General features: G+C 75.9%; 17 protein-coding genes. 10 read left to right on the forward strand and 7 right to left on the reverse strand.

Annotated elements, in window-relative coordinates:
- Positions 1-99 precede the first annotated feature (99 nt).
- Positions 100-1,635 carry an AMP-binding protein gene (locus SK069_RS09820; protein WP_319954041.1) on the reverse strand — a complete coding sequence of 512 codons (1,536 nt, stop codon included), beginning with the start codon at positions 1,633-1,635 and terminating at the stop codon, positions 100-102.
- A 176-nt stretch (positions 1,636-1,811) separates the two neighbouring features.
- Between SK069_RS09820 and SK069_RS09825 the strand changes: the two genes are divergently transcribed.
- Complete coding sequence (locus SK069_RS09825) at positions 1,812-3,017, forward strand: cytochrome P450 (protein ID WP_319954042.1); 1,206 nt, start codon at positions 1,812-1,814, stop codon at positions 3,015-3,017.
- Positions 3,014-4,789: an aldehyde dehydrogenase family protein gene (locus tag SK069_RS09830; protein ID WP_319954043.1), complete on the forward strand. Its 1,776-nt coding sequence runs from the start codon at positions 3,014-3,016 to the stop codon at positions 4,787-4,789. The genes SK069_RS09825 and SK069_RS09830 overlap by 4 nt, the downstream gene beginning before the upstream one ends.
- Before the next feature lie 181 nt (positions 4,790-4,970).
- Here SK069_RS09830 and SK069_RS09835 read toward each other — a convergent pair whose 3' ends face one another.
- Positions 4,971-6,086, reverse strand: coding sequence for a DUF5938 domain-containing protein (locus SK069_RS09835; protein ID WP_319954044.1), 1,116 nt, complete (start codon positions 6,084-6,086; stop codon positions 4,971-4,973).
- Positions 6,087-6,230: 144 nt separating this feature from the next.
- Here SK069_RS09835 and SK069_RS09840 point away from each other — a divergent pair, with 144 nt between their 5' ends.
- From SK069_RS09840 to SK069_RS09855, 4 genes are all read left to right on the forward strand, one after another.
- The gene (locus tag SK069_RS09840) at positions 6,231-7,535 is read left to right on the forward strand and encodes a PucR family transcriptional regulator (RefSeq protein ID WP_319954045.1); all 1,305 of its coding nucleotides are present in this window, start codon (positions 6,231-6,233) and stop codon (positions 7,533-7,535) included.
- Between the two features lie 88 nt (positions 7,536-7,623).
- On the forward strand, positions 7,624-8,250 hold the full coding sequence (locus SK069_RS09845; RefSeq protein ID WP_319954046.1) for a TetR/AcrR family transcriptional regulator: 627 nt from the start codon (positions 7,624-7,626) through the stop codon (positions 8,248-8,250).
- A 267-nt stretch (positions 8,251-8,517) separates the two neighbouring features.
- On the forward strand, positions 8,518-9,894 hold the full coding sequence (locus SK069_RS09850; RefSeq protein ID WP_319954047.1) for a protoporphyrinogen/coproporphyrinogen oxidase: 1,377 nt from the start codon (positions 8,518-8,520) through the stop codon (positions 9,892-9,894).
- A 148-nt stretch (positions 9,895-10,042) separates the two neighbouring features.
- Positions 10,043-10,888 carry a hypothetical protein gene (locus tag SK069_RS09855; protein ID WP_319954048.1) on the forward strand — a complete coding sequence of 282 codons (846 nt, stop codon included), beginning with the start codon at positions 10,043-10,045 and terminating at the stop codon, positions 10,886-10,888.
- Here SK069_RS09855 and SK069_RS09860 read toward each other — a convergent pair.
- The gene (locus SK069_RS09860) at positions 10,857-11,681 is read right to left on the reverse strand and encodes an endo alpha-1,4 polygalactosaminidase (protein WP_319954049.1); all 825 of its coding nucleotides are present in this window, start codon (positions 11,679-11,681) and stop codon (positions 10,857-10,859) included. The genes SK069_RS09855 and SK069_RS09860 overlap by 32 nt on opposite strands.
- A 41-nt stretch (positions 11,682-11,722) precedes the next feature.
- Positions 11,723-12,652: a LysR family transcriptional regulator gene (locus tag SK069_RS09865; protein ID WP_319954050.1), complete on the reverse strand. Its 930-nt coding sequence runs from the start codon at positions 12,650-12,652 to the stop codon at positions 11,723-11,725.
- A gap of 91 nt (positions 12,653-12,743) precedes the next feature.
- Here SK069_RS09865 and SK069_RS09870 point away from each other — a divergent pair, with 91 nt between their 5' ends.
- Positions 12,744-14,018, forward strand: coding sequence for an MFS transporter (locus SK069_RS09870; RefSeq protein WP_319954051.1), 1,275 nt, complete (start codon positions 12,744-12,746; stop codon positions 14,016-14,018).
- Between the two features lie 29 nt (positions 14,019-14,047).
- On the opposite strand, the gene SK069_RS09875 is transcribed toward SK069_RS09870, so the two are convergent.
- Positions 14,048-14,602 (reverse strand): dihydrofolate reductase family protein, encoded by a 555-nt coding sequence (locus tag SK069_RS09875; protein WP_319954052.1) that lies wholly within the window; start codon positions 14,600-14,602, stop codon positions 14,048-14,050.
- Positions 14,603-14,694: 92 nt separating this feature from the next.
- On the opposite strand from SK069_RS09875, the gene SK069_RS09880 reads away from it, so the two are divergent.
- Entirely contained in the window at positions 14,695-15,108 is a 414-nt protein-coding gene (locus SK069_RS09880; protein WP_319954053.1) for a VOC family protein, read from the forward strand.
- Entirely contained in the window at positions 15,105-15,548 is a 444-nt protein-coding gene (locus tag SK069_RS09885; protein WP_319954054.1) for an acyl-CoA thioesterase, read from the forward strand. The genes SK069_RS09880 and SK069_RS09885 overlap by 4 nt, the downstream gene beginning before the upstream one ends.
- A 3-nt stretch (positions 15,549-15,551) precedes the next feature.
- Here SK069_RS09885 and SK069_RS09890 read toward each other — a convergent pair whose 3' ends face one another.
- The gene (locus SK069_RS09890; protein WP_319954055.1) at positions 15,552-15,746 is read right to left on the reverse strand and encodes a hypothetical protein; all 195 of its coding nucleotides are present in this window, start codon (positions 15,744-15,746) and stop codon (positions 15,552-15,554) included.
- A gap of 50 nt (positions 15,747-15,796) precedes the next feature.
- Positions 15,797-16,033, reverse strand: coding sequence for a hypothetical protein (locus SK069_RS09895; RefSeq protein ID WP_319954056.1), 237 nt, complete (start codon positions 16,031-16,033; stop codon positions 15,797-15,799).
- Between the two features lie 268 nt (positions 16,034-16,301).
- Here SK069_RS09895 and SK069_RS09900 point away from each other — a divergent pair, with 268 nt between their 5' ends.
- The gene (locus tag SK069_RS09900) at positions 16,302-17,432 is read left to right on the forward strand and encodes a zinc-binding dehydrogenase (protein WP_319954057.1); all 1,131 of its coding nucleotides are present in this window, start codon (positions 16,302-16,304) and stop codon (positions 17,430-17,432) included.
- The last annotated feature ends 14 nt before the right edge of the window (positions 17,433-17,446 follow it).

Below are 17,446 nucleotides of genomic sequence, written 5' to 3' on the forward strand. Positions count from 1 at the left end.
GCGCGACGATACCCCAGCGATCTCCGTGGTACTGGGACGGGGTGTCGTCACCCCCGGTCGGGGGTCGGCCGGCCGGTCGACCCGACCCTGCGGCGCGGCTCAGACGCCGGCGCGCTCCCAGTACGGCCGGCGGACCTCGTCCTTCAGGAGCTTGCCGGTCGGCGTGCGCGGCAGGGACGCCACGACGTCGACGCCGCGCGGGCGCTTGAAGCCGGCCAGGCGCTCGCGGCACCACGCGACGAGCTCGTCGGCGAGCTCGGGCGACTCGACCGCGCCGTCGCAGAGCTGCACGACCGCGCGGACCGCCTCGCCGAGGTCGTCGTCGGGGACGCCGATCACCGCCACGTCGGCGACCGCGGGGTGCGCCTCGAGGACCTCCTCGACCTCCGCGGGGTACACGTTCACCCCGCCGGAGATGATCGTGTGGCTCTCCCGTCCGGCGAGGAAGAGGAACCCGTCCTCGTCGACGTGACCGAGGTCGCCGATCGTCGTCCAGCCGCGGTCGTTGCGCGCGCGGCGGGACTTCTCCTCGTCGCCGTGGTAGCGGACGGGGTCGGTCCCCGCGAACCAGATCCGCCCCACCTCGCCGGGAGGCAGCTCGACGCCGTCGGCGTCGGTGACGTGGATCTCGCCCTTCAGCGCGCGCCCGACCGTGCCGGGGCGCTCGAGCGCCTCCTGCGGCGAGACGTGCGTCTGGCCGTAGCCCTCGCTGGCGCCGTAGTACTCGTGGACGATCGGCCCGAGCCACGCGAGGGCCTCCGCCTCCAGCTCGCGGGCGCAGGGCGCGCCCGAGGTCACGACGACCCGCAGGCTCGAGAGGTCGTGGCGCGCCCGGACCTCCTCCGGCAGCCGCAGGAGCCGGCGCAGCATCGTCGGCACGACCTGCAGGTGCGTGACCCGCTGCTCCTCGACGACCCGCAGCAGGTCCTCGGCGTCGAAGCGCGGCAGCGACACGACGGTCCCGCCGAGCATCTGGACGATGAGGAGGAACGTGAACGGCGCCGCGTGGTAGTTCGGCGCGGGGGAGAGGAAGACGGCCTGCTCGTCGATCCCCATCCGCTCCACGAGCGGCCCGAGCCGCGGCGGCGCGTCGGCGGGGTGCAGGTCGCGCAGCGGCTGGCGGATGCCCTTCGGCCGGCCGGTCGTGCCGGAGCTGTAGAGCATCCGCGCGCCGAGGCGCTCGTCGGCCAGCGGCGCCCCGTCGACGGCGCGCAGCCGCGCGTCGAGCTCCTCCGCCACGAGGATCGACGTGCGCAGCCCGGCGATCGCGACGGCCTCCTCGACCGCCGGCGCGCAGCGGCGCGAGGTGACGATCGCCGCCGGCGCGCAGTCCCCGAGGACGTAGCCGAGCTCGGTCGCGGTGAGGTGCCGGTTCAGCGGTGCGACGTAGAGCCCGGTCCGCATGCCGGCCCACATGGCGGTGGCCCACTCGAGCCGGTTCTCCAGCACGATCGCGAGCGTGTCGCCGCGCGCGGCGCCGAGCTCGCGCAGCAGGCGGGCGAGCCGGCGCGAGGACCGCTCGAGCTCGCGGTACGTCGTGCGGGGCCCGTCCGACATGACGAGCGCGGGGTGGTCGGGTCGCGTCTGGGCGTGAACGGCGGGGTACACGGGCGCCTTCGGGTCGTGGCCGGGCACGTCGATCGTCGGCGCCGGGGCGCGGCCCGCCTACGGCCTGCGTCGACAGACGCCGAGGCCGCCGTTGTCCCGCGGGGAGCGCCGCCCGCGCTCTATCCCCTCGGGAGCACCGGGCGCGCGCTTGTCGGTGCGACGCGGTTGGCGCGCGGAGTCCCAGCGGCGAGCGTGGGAGCACGATGGCGACCACCACGCACGACGTCGACCTCATGGACCTCGACGCGTTCGTCGCGGGGCGCGAGCACGAGCTGTTCGCGCGCCTGCGCGACGACGCGCCGCTGCACTTCAACGAGGAGCCCGGCGGTCGGGGGTTCTGGTCGTTCACGCGCTACGAGGACGTGAAGTGGGCCGCCGGCGACCCGCAGCGGTTCTCCAGCGCCGGCGGGACCCAGATCCAGGACCGGCGCGCCGAGGGCTCGGGCACGCCGTCGATGCACAACATGGACGCGCCCCGGCACAAGGAGCTGCGCCGGATCGTCGTGGACCGCTTCACCCGCAAGGGGGTCGAGGCCCACGCGCTGGCGCGGGCGCACGACGTCGTCGACCGGCTGCTGGACCGCGCGCTGGAGCACGGCGAGGGCGACCTCGTCGAGCTCGTCTCCGAGCAGCTGCCGCTGCAGGTCTTCGGCACGTGGCTCGGCGTCCCGGCGCAGGACCTGCACCACGTCGTGCGGTGGGTGAACGTCCTCGGTGGACAGGAGGACCCGGAGTACGTGGCCGACGCCGACGAGGTCGAGCGCTCGCGGCAGGAGCTCTTCGGCTACTTCAGCGAGCTGACGGAGGAGCGCCGCGCGCGGCCGCAGGACGACCTCGTCTCCGCCCTCGTCCACGCCCGTCCGGGCGGCGAGGCGCTGCGGGTCGACGAGCTGCTGCCGTACTACGTGCTGCTCATGTTCGCGGGCAACGACACGACCCGGAACCTCGTCACCTGGGGGGCCATCGACCTGCACGAGCACCCCCACGAGCGCGCGGCCCTGGACGGCGCGAGCGACGCCGAGCTCGGGCTGCTCATCGAGGAGATGCTGCGGCTCGCCTCGCCGATCTACTGCATGCGCCGTACCGCGACCGAGGACGTGGAACGCTACGGCCGGACGATCCGCGCGGGCGAGAAGGTCGTCCTCTGGTTCGCCTCCGCCAACCGCGATCCGCGCGTGTTCGACGACCCCGAGCGCTTCGACGGGCGCCGCACGCCGAACAAGCACCTCGCGTTCGGCTGGGGCAGCCATTTCTGCCTCGGCTCCCACCTCGCCCGGATGGAGACCGAGGTCCTGCTGCGGCGGATCGCCGCGCGCGGGATCCGGATCGAGGTCACCGGCGAGCCGGACCGCCTGCGCTCGAACTTCGTGCGCGGCATCAAGCGCCTCCCCGTCCGGTTCCACGCATGAGCGCGCCGGAGACCCTGTCGGGACCGGCCGCCGGGACGCCGGACCTGCCCGGCGACGTCACGACGCTGCCGGTCGGCGGCGACTGGGTCGCCCTGCCCTCCGCCGGCGCGATCCTCGTCGAGGACCCGAGCCTCGAGCGGCCGATCGGCAGCGTCCCCGCGGTCACGGCCGAGGGCGTGGACCGGGCCGTGCGCGCCGCGCACGCGGCGGCTCCGGGGTGGGCGGCGTGGCCGGCCGACGCACGGGCCGGGGTGCTCGAGCGGATCGCGGACGGGCTGGAGGCCGACGCCGAGGCGCTCGCCCTGCTCGTCGCCCGGGAGGTCGGGACCCCGGTGGCGATCGCCGCCGCCGTCCAGGTCGCCCTCCCGGTCGCGGTGCTGCGGCGCGCCGCCGGAGAGGCGCGCGCGCTCGTCCAGGACGAGCCGGCCGGCGCGGCGCGGGTGTCCTACGAGCCGGCCGGGGTCGTCGCGGCGATCACGCCCTGGAACTTCCCGCTGCACCAGATCGCCGCGAAGGTCGGCTTCGCCCTGGCGGCCGGGTGCGCCGTCGTGCTGAAGCCGAGCGAGGTCGCGCCGTTCAACGCGCTGGCGCTCGCCGGGATCGCCGCACGGGCCGGCCTGCCGCCCGGCGTCCTGAACGTCGTCACCGGCACGGGGCCGGAGGCCGGCGAGGCGCTCGTCGGGCACCCGCTCGTCGACGTCGTGTCGCTCACCGGCTCGGTCGGCGCGGGCCGGCGCGTGGGCGCGATCGCCGGCGACGCCCTCAAGCGCGTCGCGCTCGAGCTCGGCGGCAAGTCCGCGAGCGTCGTGCTGGAGGACGCCGACCTCGAGCGGGCGGTGCGCCACGGCATCGGCCGCGGGTTCCTGAACTCCGGCCAGGCGTGCAACGCGGCGACGCGGATCCTCGTGCCCCGCGACCGGCTGGCGGAGGCGGAGGAGATCGCCGCCGACGAGACCGGGCGGCTCGTCGTCGGCCCTGCCCTCGACGCGGCCACGACGATGGGCCCGGTGGTCAGCGCGACGCGCTGGGCCGAGACCCGCCGCCGCCGGCGCCAGGGGCTCGACGTCTCCGCCGACGACCTCGTGCGCAAGGCGCTCTTCGGCGCCGACGACGGCGACACGCTGCGGCGGCTGGAGTACGACCCCGACCTGCACCACCTGGCCCTCGCGCTGCCGCCGACGCTCGACGAGGCCGAGGTCGCCCGCCTCGTGAGCCGCGCGCGCCTGCATCTGCGCGCGCGCAGCGTGACGATGCGCCACGACGGCGGCTGGGTCGTCTGGCTCGGCAGCGACGGCGCGCCGGAGTCCGCGGCGATCGAGGAGGTCGAGCGGCTCATGGACCAGGAGGAGGCGGTCGGCCGCAGCGAGGTCTCGCCCGGCATCGCCGGCTTCCGCCTCGTGCACCGCGAGGCGCTCGACGCCCGTCGGGTCGGCGTCCTGCGCGGCGGGAGCGGCCTCACGCGTCACCGCGACGTCGCGTTGCTGGCGGTGCTCTGCGCCGACAGCGCGCGGGCGCGGGCGCTGGCGCGGGCCGAGCTCGGACCGCTCGCGGTCGACGACGAGGTCACCGAGCGGCTGCGCGAGACGCTCACGGCGTACCTCGCCCACGGCGAGTCCCACGTCGCCGCGGCGCAGGAGCTCTTCGTGCACCAGAAGACGGTGAGCTACCGCGTGCGGCAGGCCGAGCAGCTGCTGGGCCGCAAGGTCAGCGAGCGGCGGGTCGAGCTCGAGGCCGCCCTGCTCGTGCACCGCGCCTTCAACGGCGACGTCTGATCGGGCCCGGATCCGGGCGCCGGCGGCCGCGGCACGTTCGCGCCGCCGGCCCTGTCGAGGATCCCGCCTCGGCCGGCGACGCGAGCAGCCCGCGCGGGCCGCACGGGTGCGGCCCGGAGGATCGTGAGGGCGCGTCGCCCGGGGCCGGCGCGGCGTGACGCCGCGCCCGCCCCGGGGCGCGTCAGGCGCGCGTGATCTCCGGCGCCGCGGCGAGGCCGAAGGTCCGCAGCTCGGCGAGGAGCTCGCGGTGGCCGAACGCCTGGCAGCCGGACGCGAAGCCCGCCTGCAGCGGCGCGCCCTGCAGCAGCCGGTAGGCGCCATAGGCCTGCATGAGGCCGGTCTGCTTGTAGTTGCAGGCGCCCCGGATGAGGACGTGGGCGCGCCCGAGCGGGCCCGTGGCGTGGACGGAGTCCAGCGAGCGGTTCACGCGCTGGTTCTCGCGCGGCGGCATGCCCGACTGCATCTTGTCGGCCTCGGCCTTCAGCGCCGGGCCCTGTTGCTCCGGCGGCAGCTTGCTGATCTCCGTCGCCACCGCGCCGGCCATCTGGATGATGCCGTTCATGAGGTTGCGGTCGAAGAGGCCGCCGAGCACGCGGCAGTTCGCGACGCGGTGGTCCTGCTGGAACCAGACGGGGTGCGACGTGCCGCCCCACGGCAGCGAGAGCGCGAGCTCGTGCTGGCCCGGGACCTGCAGCTCGGTGCCGCCGGCGACCTCCCACGGCACGAGCTGGTTGGCCTCGAGGTAGTGGGCCGGCTCGAGGAGGTTCGTGAAGATCGTCTGAGTCGACGCGTACGTCGGGAAGCCCTTCCAGAGCACGAGGATGTCGAGCGAGTCCAGGCCCGGCTCCTCGAGCGCGATCTGGGCGGCGATCTCGCCCGTCGTGTACATCTGCGCGATGCCGGGGGAGAGGAGGAGGTTCGCCTCGGCGAACTGCGCGCCCCAGCGGTCGCGGGCGTCGAGCACCCAGTTCTGCTCGCCCGTCGTGTCGAGGTAGTGCGCGCCGGTCTTCAGGCAGGCCTCGACGACCTCGGGGCCGAGCTCGGCGAACGGGCCGACGGTGTTGCAGACGACCTTCGCGCCGTCGAAGAGCTCGGTCAGCGCCTCGACGGTGTGGTCGACGGCGGCGACCTCGTACTCGGCGTTCTCCATGCCCGGGATCGCCTCGACGACCTGGCGCACCCGGTCGGCGTTGCGACCCGCCGCGATGAACGGGATGTGGTACTCGCGGAGGTACTCGGCGATGAGGCGGCCGGTGTAGCCGCTCACGCCGTAGACGACGACGGGGTGCTTGCTCATGGCGGCGATGCTCTCCGCGGCCGCGGCGCGGCGTCTTGTGCGATTCCGGGCGTCGGGTCGTCGGGGGGTGTCGGGTTCCGAACGTCGCGCCGCTGGTGGGCGAATGCCCCCGACGACGCCGGATCGGGCGGCCTAGAGTGCGCCATGGCCACGAGTCTGCCCGCCGGCCTGCGGCCGCCGACCTCCTCGCGCGCGTCGGTGGCGTGGCTGCGGCCGGTCCCCGACGGACCGCCCCCGGCCGAGGGGCCGTCGCCGCGGACGCGGGCGCTCGCGTCGACCGTCGACGGCACCGCCCTGGCCACTGCGGTCGTCGGCACGATCCTCGACGAGGTCTTCCCCGACCGGCGCGACGACCTCGCCTTCCGCGACGCGCTCGGCTCGTGCGTGGGCGAGAACGTCGCGGCGATCCTCGACCTGCTCCGCGGGCAGACGACGCTCGGGGCGATGGAGCCCCACCGGGCGCTGCGCTTCGCCGACCTCGCGGCCGAGCTGCACATCCCCGTCAGCGTCCTCGAGCGGACCTACTGGGTCGGCGTCGCGCGGCTCTGGCAGGCGTGGCTCGACGTCGTCGTCGCCGACCGGCCCGAGCCCGACGCGCTCCAGGGCCTGCTCGGCGGTCCCACGGCCGTCGTCTTCGCCTACGTCGACCGCGTCCTCTCGGCGGTCATCCCGCGCTACCACCGGCGTCGCGACGAGCTGGCCCGGCGCAGCGACCACCTGCGCCGCGAGACGCTCGAGACGATCGTCGACGGCCACGGCGAGGCGGATCCCGACGCGCTGGAGGCCTGGGAGCGCACGCTCGGCTACCGCCTGCGCGGCGCGCACCTGGCGCTCGTCGTCGACCTCGACGCCGACCGGTCGCTGCCTGCCCTCGTCGGCGAGCTGCGCACCGCCTCGCGCGCGACGGCGAGCGTCTGCCGCCAGGAGGGCGCGCGCAGCTGGACGATCTGGCTCGGCCACCCGGAGGGGTTCGAGGAGGACCGCCTCGCGGCGCTGCGCCGCCGCCTCGAGCAGCTCGTCGTGCGGGTGGCGGTCGGCGAGCCGGGCACGCGCCTGACGGGCTTCCGCCGCAGCCGCGAGCAGGCGCTGCAAGCCGCGCGCGTGCAGCGCGCGGTGGGCGGCCTCGAGGACGGCACCCCGATCAGCTGGTACGCCGACGTCCGGCTCGAGTCGCTGCTGCTCGCCGACGAGACCGCCGCGCGGCGCTACGTCGCCGAGGAGCTCGGTCCGCTGGCCGCCGACGACGAGCGCTGCGAGCGGATCCGCGACACGCTCCTGGCGTGGCTGGGCAGCGGCAGCCAGGCGGCCGCGGCCGCGACCCTCGGCCTGCACGAGAACACCGTCCGGCACCGGATCCGCCAGGCCGAGGCGCTCCTGCCCGACGTCCTGGCGCAGCGCCGCACCGAGCTGCAGGTCGCCCTGCGGCTCGCGCGCGTGCTCGGCGCCTGACGCCGGCGCCTCAGCGCGAGGGCAGGCGGGAGCCTCAACAGGCTTCGGCGAGCGCCTCGGCCGGCTGGGCGCGGGGTACGCTCCGCCGGTGCCCGACAGCAGCCAGGCGCGAGCAGGAGCGCGGCGCCGCGCCGGGACCCGGCGCGACCTGCTCGACGCGACGGTCCGGCTGCTCGACGCGGGGGCGTCCCACGCGACCCTCTCGATCGCCGACATCTCGCGCGAAGCGGCGGTCTCGCGCGCCACGTTCTACGGCCACTTCCGCGACCGCACCGAGCTCATCGTCGCGCTCGCGGAGGACCAGATCGCCTGGCTGACGGTCGCCGGTCGGCCGGCGCCGCCGCTGGCCGACCCCGAGGCGGCGCGCCCGCTCTCGCGCGAGGCGGTGCGCGGATCGGTCGCGACCCTCGTCGCGGGCTGGCAGGAGCGGCGCCCGGTGCTCTCCTCGATCATCGAGGTCGCCGAGCACGACGCCGCGATCCGCCGGCTCTGGGTCGGGGGGATCCACGAGGTCGCCGAGGTCGCCTGCCAGGTCTTCGTCGGCCACTGGCGGTCCGGCGGGGGCGAGGCGCCGGACGACGCGCTCGTCGTCTCCGAGGCGCTGACGTGGATGATCGAGCGCTCGTGCCACCAGATGCTCTCGGGACGCACCGAGCCCGAGCAGGTGGTCGACGCACTGACCGAGATCGTCTGCCGGGTCGTCGGCGTCGACTGACCGTCCCGCGTCCGGCGGAGCGCTCGGCGGCCCCGCGGCCGGGCGCGGGCGCGTGCTGTTCGTCGGGGTCGGCCGTCCGCGCGGCGCGACCTCGACGATCTTCCCGTCCTTCGTGCGGTTCGTCGGTCTCGAGCGGCGGGGCGGAACGAGACCGACGGTCGCCGGGAGCGCCTCGCGCCGCGCCGGTGGCGCTCGCCGCGCCGCCTCGGCCACGCCGCCGGTGTCGTCCGCTGTCAAATGAATACGACATGTTGTACAAAACGCAGGATGAGCGCTGCGCCCGATCGTCCCCGCGTCTTCGTCGTCGGGGCCGGACCCTCCGGTCTGACGGCGGCGCACCGCCTCCGCGCAGCCGGGTATCACCCCGTCCTGCTGGACCGCCGCGACCGCGTCGGCGGCCAGATCCACACGCATCGCGAGGCCGGCTACCTCATGGAGGAGGGCGCGACGCTGCTGCCCTCCGCGTACCGGCCGGTGCTGCGGATCGTCGAGGAGCTCGGGCTGCAGGACGCGCTGATCCCGGCCGGCTCGCGCGTCGGCTTCGCCCGCGACGGCGCGATCCACGAGTTGCGCTCCGAGGCGCTCTTCCGCGACGCCGCGCGCAGCCCGCTGATCGGGCCGGCCGCGAAGCTCGCCCTCGCCCCGCTCGGCCTCGTCAACGCGCGGATCGCGAAGCACCTGAACTACGAGGACCTCTCGAGCGCCGCGGCGTGGGACCGCGAGACGCCGCGCGAGTTCTGCGCCCGGCACCTCGGGATGTCCGGCGACGCCTACGACTACGTGATCGACGCCACCGTCCGCGGCGTCCTCGGCGTCCGCAGCGACACGATCTCCGTCGTCGAGCTGTTCTTCATGATCAACAACATCCTCGGCACGACCCTCTTCGCGTTCCGCGACGGGTACTCCGCCTACGTCGCGGCGCTCGCGGCCGGCCACGAGGTGCGGCTCGGCGCGACCGTCCACGAGCTCGTCGAGATCGCGGACGGCGTGCGGATGACGTACGCCGACGCCGACGGCGAGCACGTGGAGGAGGGCGCGGCGGCCCTCGTGACGATCCGCGGCGACCGGATCCCCGACCTCCTGCCGGGCTACTTCGACGATCCGTCGTGCGCAGCGTTCCTGCGCGGCCTGCGGTACACGAAATGCGTCGTGATGAACACGGGCGTCACGACGCCCCCGGCCGGGGTGCGGGCCTCGGTGACGAACGTCCCGGAGTCGATCGAGCCGGGCGTCATGGGCTTCACCTGCGAGCACAACAAGGCGCCGGGGCGCGCGCCGGCGGGCAAGGGGCTGCTCTGCTTCCTCTCGATGACCGAGGACGCCGAGCGGCTCGTCGCCGAGGACGACGACACCGTTCGGGAGTGGTTCCTGCGCGGCGCCGAGCGGATCCTCCCCGGCGTGTCCGACACCGTCGACTACACGCGGATCGCGCGCTGGGACGAGGTCATCGTCTACTCGCGTCCCGGCCTGTACCGCGCGCTCGGCGACTTCGTCCGCCGCCGGCCGCGCGGGACGCGGATCGAACTCGGCGGCATCTTCTGGTCCTCGTCGAACATCTGCACCGCGACGAGCGCCGGCGAGCGGGCCGTCCGCGACCTGCTGCCGGTCCTGCGCGCGGGCACCGGCGCGTCCACGCTGGCCTGATCGCGTCCGGCCGCGAGCGCGCCCCCGAGCCCCGCGCCGTCCTTCGCGCGCCTCCGGCCGCGGGCCCGGTCCCCGAGCGCCGTGGCGCGACCGGCGTCCGGCGGACGTCCGGCACGGACGGCGGGCGGCGTCCGGCATCCTCCGGCGGGTGGCGCGCCGCTCCCCCCGCCGGCTCCTGCTCGTCCTCGGGACGCTGCTCGTCCTGCTCGCCCTGCCCCTGCAGCACCTCCATCGCACGACGCAGGAGGACCGCGTCCGCGCGCACGCGACGGCGCTGCTCGACGAGCCGGCGGTGCGCGACGCCCTGGAGCGCGAGGCGCTCAGCAGCGCGACGCGCCAGATCGCCCGGGCGAGCGGCCTGCCGGCCGAGCAGGTGCGGCAGGCGATCGCGCCGCTGGCCACCCGGGTCCTGCGCTCCTCGGCCTTCGAGCGCGCGTGGCGCGGCGCGGCCGTCCGCGCGGTCCGGCGGACCCTCGACGCCGACGACCGGACGATCCGGTTCACGGTCGGCGACGTCGTGACCGCGATCGAGGAGGACGGCGGTCGCCTGCCGCCGGTGCTGGAGCCCTACCGCGCCGACGCCGATCGGCTGACCGTCGTGACGTACGAGCGCAGCGCGAGCGCGGCCCGCTGGAGCGGGCGCGCGGCCGACGTCGCCGCGCTCGGGTGGCCGATGCTCCTCGCCGGCCTGGGGCTGCTGGGGCTCGCGGTCGTCCTCGCTCCGGGGGCTCGGTCGCTCGCGCTCGCCGGCCTCGGCGCGCTCGTGGCGGGCGGCGTCGTGCTCGTCGCGGAGCGCCTCGGACGCGCCGCGGTCGAAGGCGCCGCGGAGGGGACCGGCGACCAGGAGGTCGCGCGCGTCGTGTGGGACGAGCTCGTCGGCGGCCTGTGTCCGGTCGCGGCGGCGGTGGCCGGCGCGGGGCTGGCCGTGCTCGTCCTCTCGCGCCTCGGGCGGCGGCGACCGGTCAGCGCGGGCAGGTCCAGCGCACGGCGCTGAGCGAGCGGCGCTTCACGATGAGGCTGATCCCTCGTCGGCGCGCGTCGGCGCACGAGCGCAGGCCCGCCCGTCGGTACTCGATGGCCAGCACCGGCCGGCCGCGGCGCACGAACGGCGCGTAGGCCCCGCACTCGCGGTACCGGAAGCAGCTCTCGACGACCGCGCCGTCGAACCAGTCCACGAGCCGGGGGACGAGGGAGCCGGTGTTCTTCAGGACGACGGCGAGGCCCTGGCGGTGCGCCTCGTCGGCGATCGCCCGGTCGAACCGCACCTGGTCGTCGGCGGAGATCGGGAAGCCCGTCGGGTTCTCGTGCCCGTTGACGTTGTCGGGGTCGACGCCGTCGAAGCCCTTGCGGGCGCAGGTCGCGATCCGGTCGCGCATGATCGGCAGCAGGACGTCGAGCCGGCGGACGTCGAGCCACCGCTCCTGCGGCCAGCCGTCGTAGACCTTCCCGACGACGGCCGCCGGGAAGCGGTCGGCGTCGGCGCGATAGGACTCCGTCGAGCCGGCCGAGAAGTAGCCGAGCACCCGGTGCCCACGGCGCCGCAGCGTCCGCACGGTGGTCGCGGACGCCTCGTCGCAGTCGAGCTCGACGATCGGCGCCGCGACGCGCGTCACCGTGCGGCCAGCGAGCTGGATCTGCCACGGGCGGGTCGTCGTGCGCGGGGTCCAGCAGCCGTCGCAGGCGACCGGTCGCTCGGCCGCGAGCGCCGGTGCGGGCGAGCGCCCCAGCAGCCCGGCGAACGCCGTCGCGGCGAGGAGCAGGAGGACCGGGAACGGCACGCGACGCACGCGACGATGGTGGCGTGCGCGGCCCGCGCGCGCCAGCGGGCTCACCCGATCGTCGACGGGCGGGCCTCCGTCGCGCGGGCGCGACGCGCGGAGGCGTGGGCGACGATCGCGGCCCGCAGCGCCACCGCGCTGGCGCTCGGGCGACGCGTCGTCGGGCGGGCGAGCGAGACCTCGAAGCCCCCGGCCTCCTCGTCCATCGCGATCCACGCGAGGTCGGTCACCGGTCCCACGAGCGACCGGGGGAACAGCGCCACCCCGAGGCCGTGGCGCACGAACTCGACGAGGCTCGCGGTGTCGTTGATCTCGTAGGCGACCTCGCGGGCGAGCCCGGCGGCGGCGAAGGCGTGGTCGTTGTTGATCCGCGTGCCCCAGGCGGGCGGCAGCTCGACGAACGGCTCCTCGGCGATGTCGGCCAGGCGCAGGGAGCTGCGCCGGGCCAGGGGGTGACCGAGGGGGCAGATGAGCCCGACCGGCTGACGGGTGAGCGTCTCGAGCGCGATCCCGGCGACCGGCTCGCGCAGCGAGACGAGCGCGAGGTCGAGCCGGCCGTCGGCGACCTGGGCGGCCATGTCCCGCGAGCCACCGCCGTGCCGGACGCGGACGGTGACCCCGGGATGGTCCCGGCGGAACGCGGCGAGGATCGCCGGCGGGTTCGGCGCCGGCGTGCGCATCGCCTGCATGATCCCGAGGGCGACCGTGCCCCGCAGTCCGCCGCGGACCGCGTCGACCGCGTCGCGGGCGGCCGCCGCGGCGGCGAGCGTCGCGCGGGCCTCTGGCAGCAGGGCCCGTCCCGCGTCGGTGAGCTCGGCGCCGCGGGCGAGCCGGCGGAAGAGCTCGGCGTCGAGCTCCTGCTCCAGGCCCCGGACGGTGGCCGACACCGCGGACTGCACGACGTGCAGCCGGTCGGCCGCGCGGGAGAACCCGGACTCCTCCGCGACGGCGACGAAGGTCTCCAGCTGCCGCAGGTTCACCGGGACAGCGTAGCCGAGCCATCGCTGTTCGCGATGGCAACGAGCAGCGCTCGGCGTTGATCGCGATAGCTCTGCGGCGCACCATCTGGTCATGTCCACGACCGTGCTCCCGACGTCCCCCTCGGCGGCCGGCGCCCAGCGCCCGGTGGCCGAGGGGTCTCTGGGTCGCTCGGGGCGCCACGCCCTCGGCACCTGGGCGATCGCCTACGCGTTCCTCGTCGTGATGGCCTTCTCGGCCGTCCCGACGCCGCTCTACGTCCTGTACCAAGCGCGCGACGGCTTCTCGTCCCTGACGGTGACGCTCATCTTCGCCGTCTACGCCGTCGGCGTCGCGCTGAGCCTCTTCCTCGTCGGGCACCTCTCCGACCGCCACGGGCGCCGGGCGTGGACGCTCTTCGCCGTCGGCGTGAACCTCGCGGCGGCGGCGATCTTCCTCGCCTCGGCCGCGCTGCCGGCGCTGCTCGTGGCGCGCTTCCTCGGCGGCCTCGGCGTGGGCGCGCTGACGGCGACGGCGACCGCGTGGATCGCCGAGCTCGACGGGCGCGGTCGGCCGGGCGGCTCGCCCCGGCGGGCGCAGGCGATCGCGACCGCGGCGAACCTCGGCGGGATCGGCTTCGGCCCGCTCGTGGGCGGGATCCTCGCCCAGTGGGTGTCGGGCCCGCTGACGACGCCCTACGTCGTGTTCCTCGTCGCGCTCGGGATCGCCCTCGTCGCCGTGCTCGCCACGCCCGAGACCCGCGAGCGGCTGCGTCCCGCGCCGCGCTACCGGCCCCAGCGCGTGGCCGTGCCGCCGGAGGGCCGCTCGGCGTTCGCGGCCGCCGCGACCGCGGCGTTCGTCGCCTTCGGGCTCATGGGCCTCTTCAACTCGCTGGCGCCCGCCTTCCTCGGCGGCACGCTGGACCACCACTCCCGGGCGCTCGCCGGCCTGGCGTCGTTCCTCGTCTTCGCCGCCGCCGCGGCAGCGCAGATCGCCGCGGCCGACGTCGCCCCCGGCCGCGTGCTGCGGACCGGCCTGAGCCTCATGGTCGTCGGGCCGCTCCTGCTCGTCGCCGCCGTCTGGATCCCGAGCCTGCCGGTCTTCCTCGCCGGCGGCATGGTCTCCGGCGTCGGCGCCGGCCTGATCGTGAAGGGCTCGCTCGGCACCGCGGCGCTGCTCGCCGCCCCCGAGCAGCGGGCGGAGGCCCTGGCCGGGATCTTCCTCGCCGGCTACATCGGCCTGGCCGTCCCGGTCGTCGGCCTCGGCCTGCTGACCCAGGAGCTCGCCGCCGACCTGTCGCTGACGATCTTCGCGGCGGTCCTCATCGCGGGCGTCGCCGTGACCTCGTCGCTGCTGCTCGGCGCGCGCCGCGCGCCGGACGCCGCCTGAGGGGCGCCCGGCGGCCGGCCGGGGTGGCGTCAGCGACCGGCCACGCGGTAGCGCGAGAAGGCCACGCGCGAGCCGAACGTCCGGGTCTCGGCGAGCTCGAGGTCGACGCGCAGGTCGCGGGGGAAGAACGGCGTCCCGCCCCCGACGGCGACCGGGTAGGCGAAGAGCCGGACCTCGTCGACGAGGCCGAGCCGCAGCGCCTCGCCCGCGAGGTCCGCGCCGCCGATCGCGACGTCGCCGTCGACCTGCGCCCGCAGGTCGGCGAGCGCGGTCGGCAGGTCGGTGCGCGCGAGGCGGACGTTCGATCCCTCGACGGCCTCGAGGGTCCGCGACAGGACGACCTTCGGCAGCGCCTGCCAGATCGCCGCGAAGTCGCGGGAGACCGGCGACGGGTCGTCGGCGTCGTCCCAGTAGCGCATCACCTCGTAGAGCCGGCGGCCCAGCAGGTGGCCGGCGAGCGCCCGGGCCTGGTCGTTGTGGAAGCGGTGCAGCTCCTCGTCGGGCATCGCCCAGTCGAACGTCCCGTCCGGGCCGACGACGTAGCCGTCGGCCGAGACGCTCATCTCGTAGATCACGGAAGGCATGGGTGCTCCTCGCGGGTCGCCATCGGGAGGGAGGACGCGCGGGGCGCGCGGGACTCATCGGTCCCCCGGGCTACGACGCTAGCGTTGCGGCCATGCCCGCGAAGCTCATCCACACCTGCGTCCGCGTGCGCGACATCGATGCCGCCGTCCGGTTCTACGAGGCGCTCGGCTTCGAGCGTCGCGGCCGGCTCGAGTTCGAGACCGCCTACAACGTGTACCTCGGCCTGCCGGGGGACGGGGACACGCTCGAGCTCACGGTCAACCGCGACCGCGAGCAGCCCTACGACCTCGGCGAGGGCTACAACCACGTCGCGCTCGAGGTCGACGACCTCGCGGCGACGCTCGCGGCGCTGCGGGACGCGACCGGCGTCGAGCCGGAGAAGCCGCCCTACCGTCCGGGCGGCCGCGACGACCTGCCGCTGATCGCGTTCGTGCAGGACCCCGACGGCTACCGGATCGAGCTCATCGACGGCGCGTTCGCCACGCCGCAGGACGCGCCGCGGTGAGCGACGCCGGCGCGGCGGCGCCCGTCCCCGCGGACTTCCCCGTCCTGCACCCGATCACGACGCGGTGGAAGGACAACGACGTCTACGGGCACGTGAACAACGTCGAGTACTACTCGTTCTTCGACAGCGCGATCAACACGACGCTCATCCGCGACGGCGGCCTCGACATCGAGCGCGGCGCCGTCATCGGGGTCTGCGCCGAGTCCCGCTGCCGCTACCACGCGTCGGTCTCGTTCCCCGGCACGGTGCGCTGCGGGGTCCGGGTCGACCGGCTCGGGCGCTCGAGCGTCACCTACGGCCTCGGGCTGTTCGACGAGGAGGACCGCCTCGTCGCCGAGGGGTCGTTCGTGCACGTCTTCGTCGACCGCGACGAGCGCCGCCCGACGCCGATCCCGGACCGGCTGCGGTCGGCGCTCGCCGCGCTCGTCGTCGCGTCCTGACCGCTACGCGGGGTCGGCGAGCGGGTCGCCCGCGGCGCCCGGCGGCGCGATCAGCTCGACGGCCGGCGGCGCACCGGTCACGCGCTCCAGCTCGGTCTGCTCGGTGGGCAGCTCGGGTCGCGCGACGGCGCTGACGTTGGGGGTGCCGAGGAGCTCCTCGACGGAGGTGGCGCTGGGGTCTGACGGGAGGGTGCTCATGGGGGTCCCTTCGGTCGTGGTGGGACCTCTGTACCCCGCGGGCGGGTCGGTCACACGCGGGCGTCGCCGTCGGCGTCCGCCTCGACCGGGACGCCGCCGACCGTCGCCGCGGCCTCCTCCGCGTCGAGCTGGCGCTCGAACCGCAGGGCGTCGCCGTCGCGCACGTAGAGGTGGACGAGCGGCGGGGCGATCGACTCGATGTAGATCGTCTCGGTCTCGTCGTCGGAGATCTGGACGTGGAGCCCGTCGGCCGGGCCGCCCTGGAACACGGTGCTGTCGCTGTCCATCCGTGCCTCCCCTGCTACCCACGGCGCGGGGCGCGGACGCACCGCCGCCGACGGCCGGCACGAGGAGCGCGGCTCCCGCGCCTTGCGGCAGGCACGAGAGCCGCTCCCGAGCCGACCGTCCCGCGCGGCGCGGGGAACCGCCAGGCGGGCGGCCGGACGTCCGAGGGCCCCGGGTCCCGCGCCCGGCGGGCTCCGCCTCCGTCGATCGACGGACGCCCTACGTGCCCCGCCGCGGCGGCGCGTCCCCGCCGTGCGCCAGGATGGCGCCATGAGGATCCGGGCCGCCGTGCTGCGCGAGATGGGCCTGCCGCGGCCGTACGCGGACTCCCGGCCGCTGCGGATCGAGGAGGTCGAGCTGGCGCCCCCCGCCCGTGGGCAGGTGCTGATCCGGATCCTGGCGGCCGGGCTCTGCCACTCCGACCTCTCCGTCGTCGACGGCTCGCGTCCCCGGGTGATGCCGATGGCCCTCGGCCACGAGGCCGCGGGCGAGGTGCTCGAGCTCGGCGAGGGCGTCGAGGGCCTGGCGGTCGGCGACCGCGTCGTCTGCTCGTTCGTCCCGACCTGCGGCCACTGCGTGCCGTGCGCCGAGGGCCGTCCGGCGCTCTGCGAGCCCGGTGCCGCGGCGAACGTCGCCGGGACGCTGCTGGAGGGCGACCGCCACCTGACGCTCGCCGCGTCGGGCGAGCCGCTGCACCATCACCTCGGCGTGTCGGCCTTCGCCGAGGCGGCGGTCGTCTCGGCTCGGTCGCTCGTGCGCGTCGACCCGCAGCTCGCCCCCGAGATCGCCGCGCTCTTCGGCTGCGCGGTGATGACGGGCGCCGGCGCGGTGATCAACACCGCGCGCGTCCAGGCGGGCGAGGCGGTGGTCGTCGTCGGCCTCGGCGGGGTCGGGCTGGCCGCGCTGCTCGGGGCGCTCGCCGCCGGGGCGCAGCCGGTCGTCGGCGTCGACCGCGAGCCGGCGAAGCTCGACCTCGCCCGGGCGCTCGGCGCCGACGCCGTCGTCGCCGCCGGCGAGCACGTCGTCGAGCAGGTGCGCGTCGCGCTCGGCGGGCGCGGTGGCGACCACGTGCTCGAGACCGTCGGCAGCGCGGCGGCGCTCGCGGACGCCTACGCGATGACCGCCCGCGGCGGGACGACGACGACCGTCGGCCTGCCGCATCCCTCGCAGGAGCTGCGGATCCCGGCCGTGAGCCTCGTCGCCGAGGAGCGCCGGCTGCAGGGGTCCTACATGGGATCGGCGATCCCCGGGCGGGACGTGCCCCGGCTCGTCGGCCTGCACCGCGCGGGACGGCTGCCGGTCGAGCGGATGCTCACCCACCGGGTCGGGCTGGACGACCTGAACGCCGCCCTGGACCGGATGGCCGAGGGCGGCGGGGTGCGGCAGGTCGTCGTGCCCTGAGCCGCGCGGGACGG

Source organism: Patulibacter brassicae (assembly GCF_033949425.1).
GTDB classification, from domain to species: domain Bacteria; phylum Actinomycetota; class Thermoleophilia; order Solirubrobacterales; family Solirubrobacteraceae; genus Patulibacter; species Patulibacter brassicae.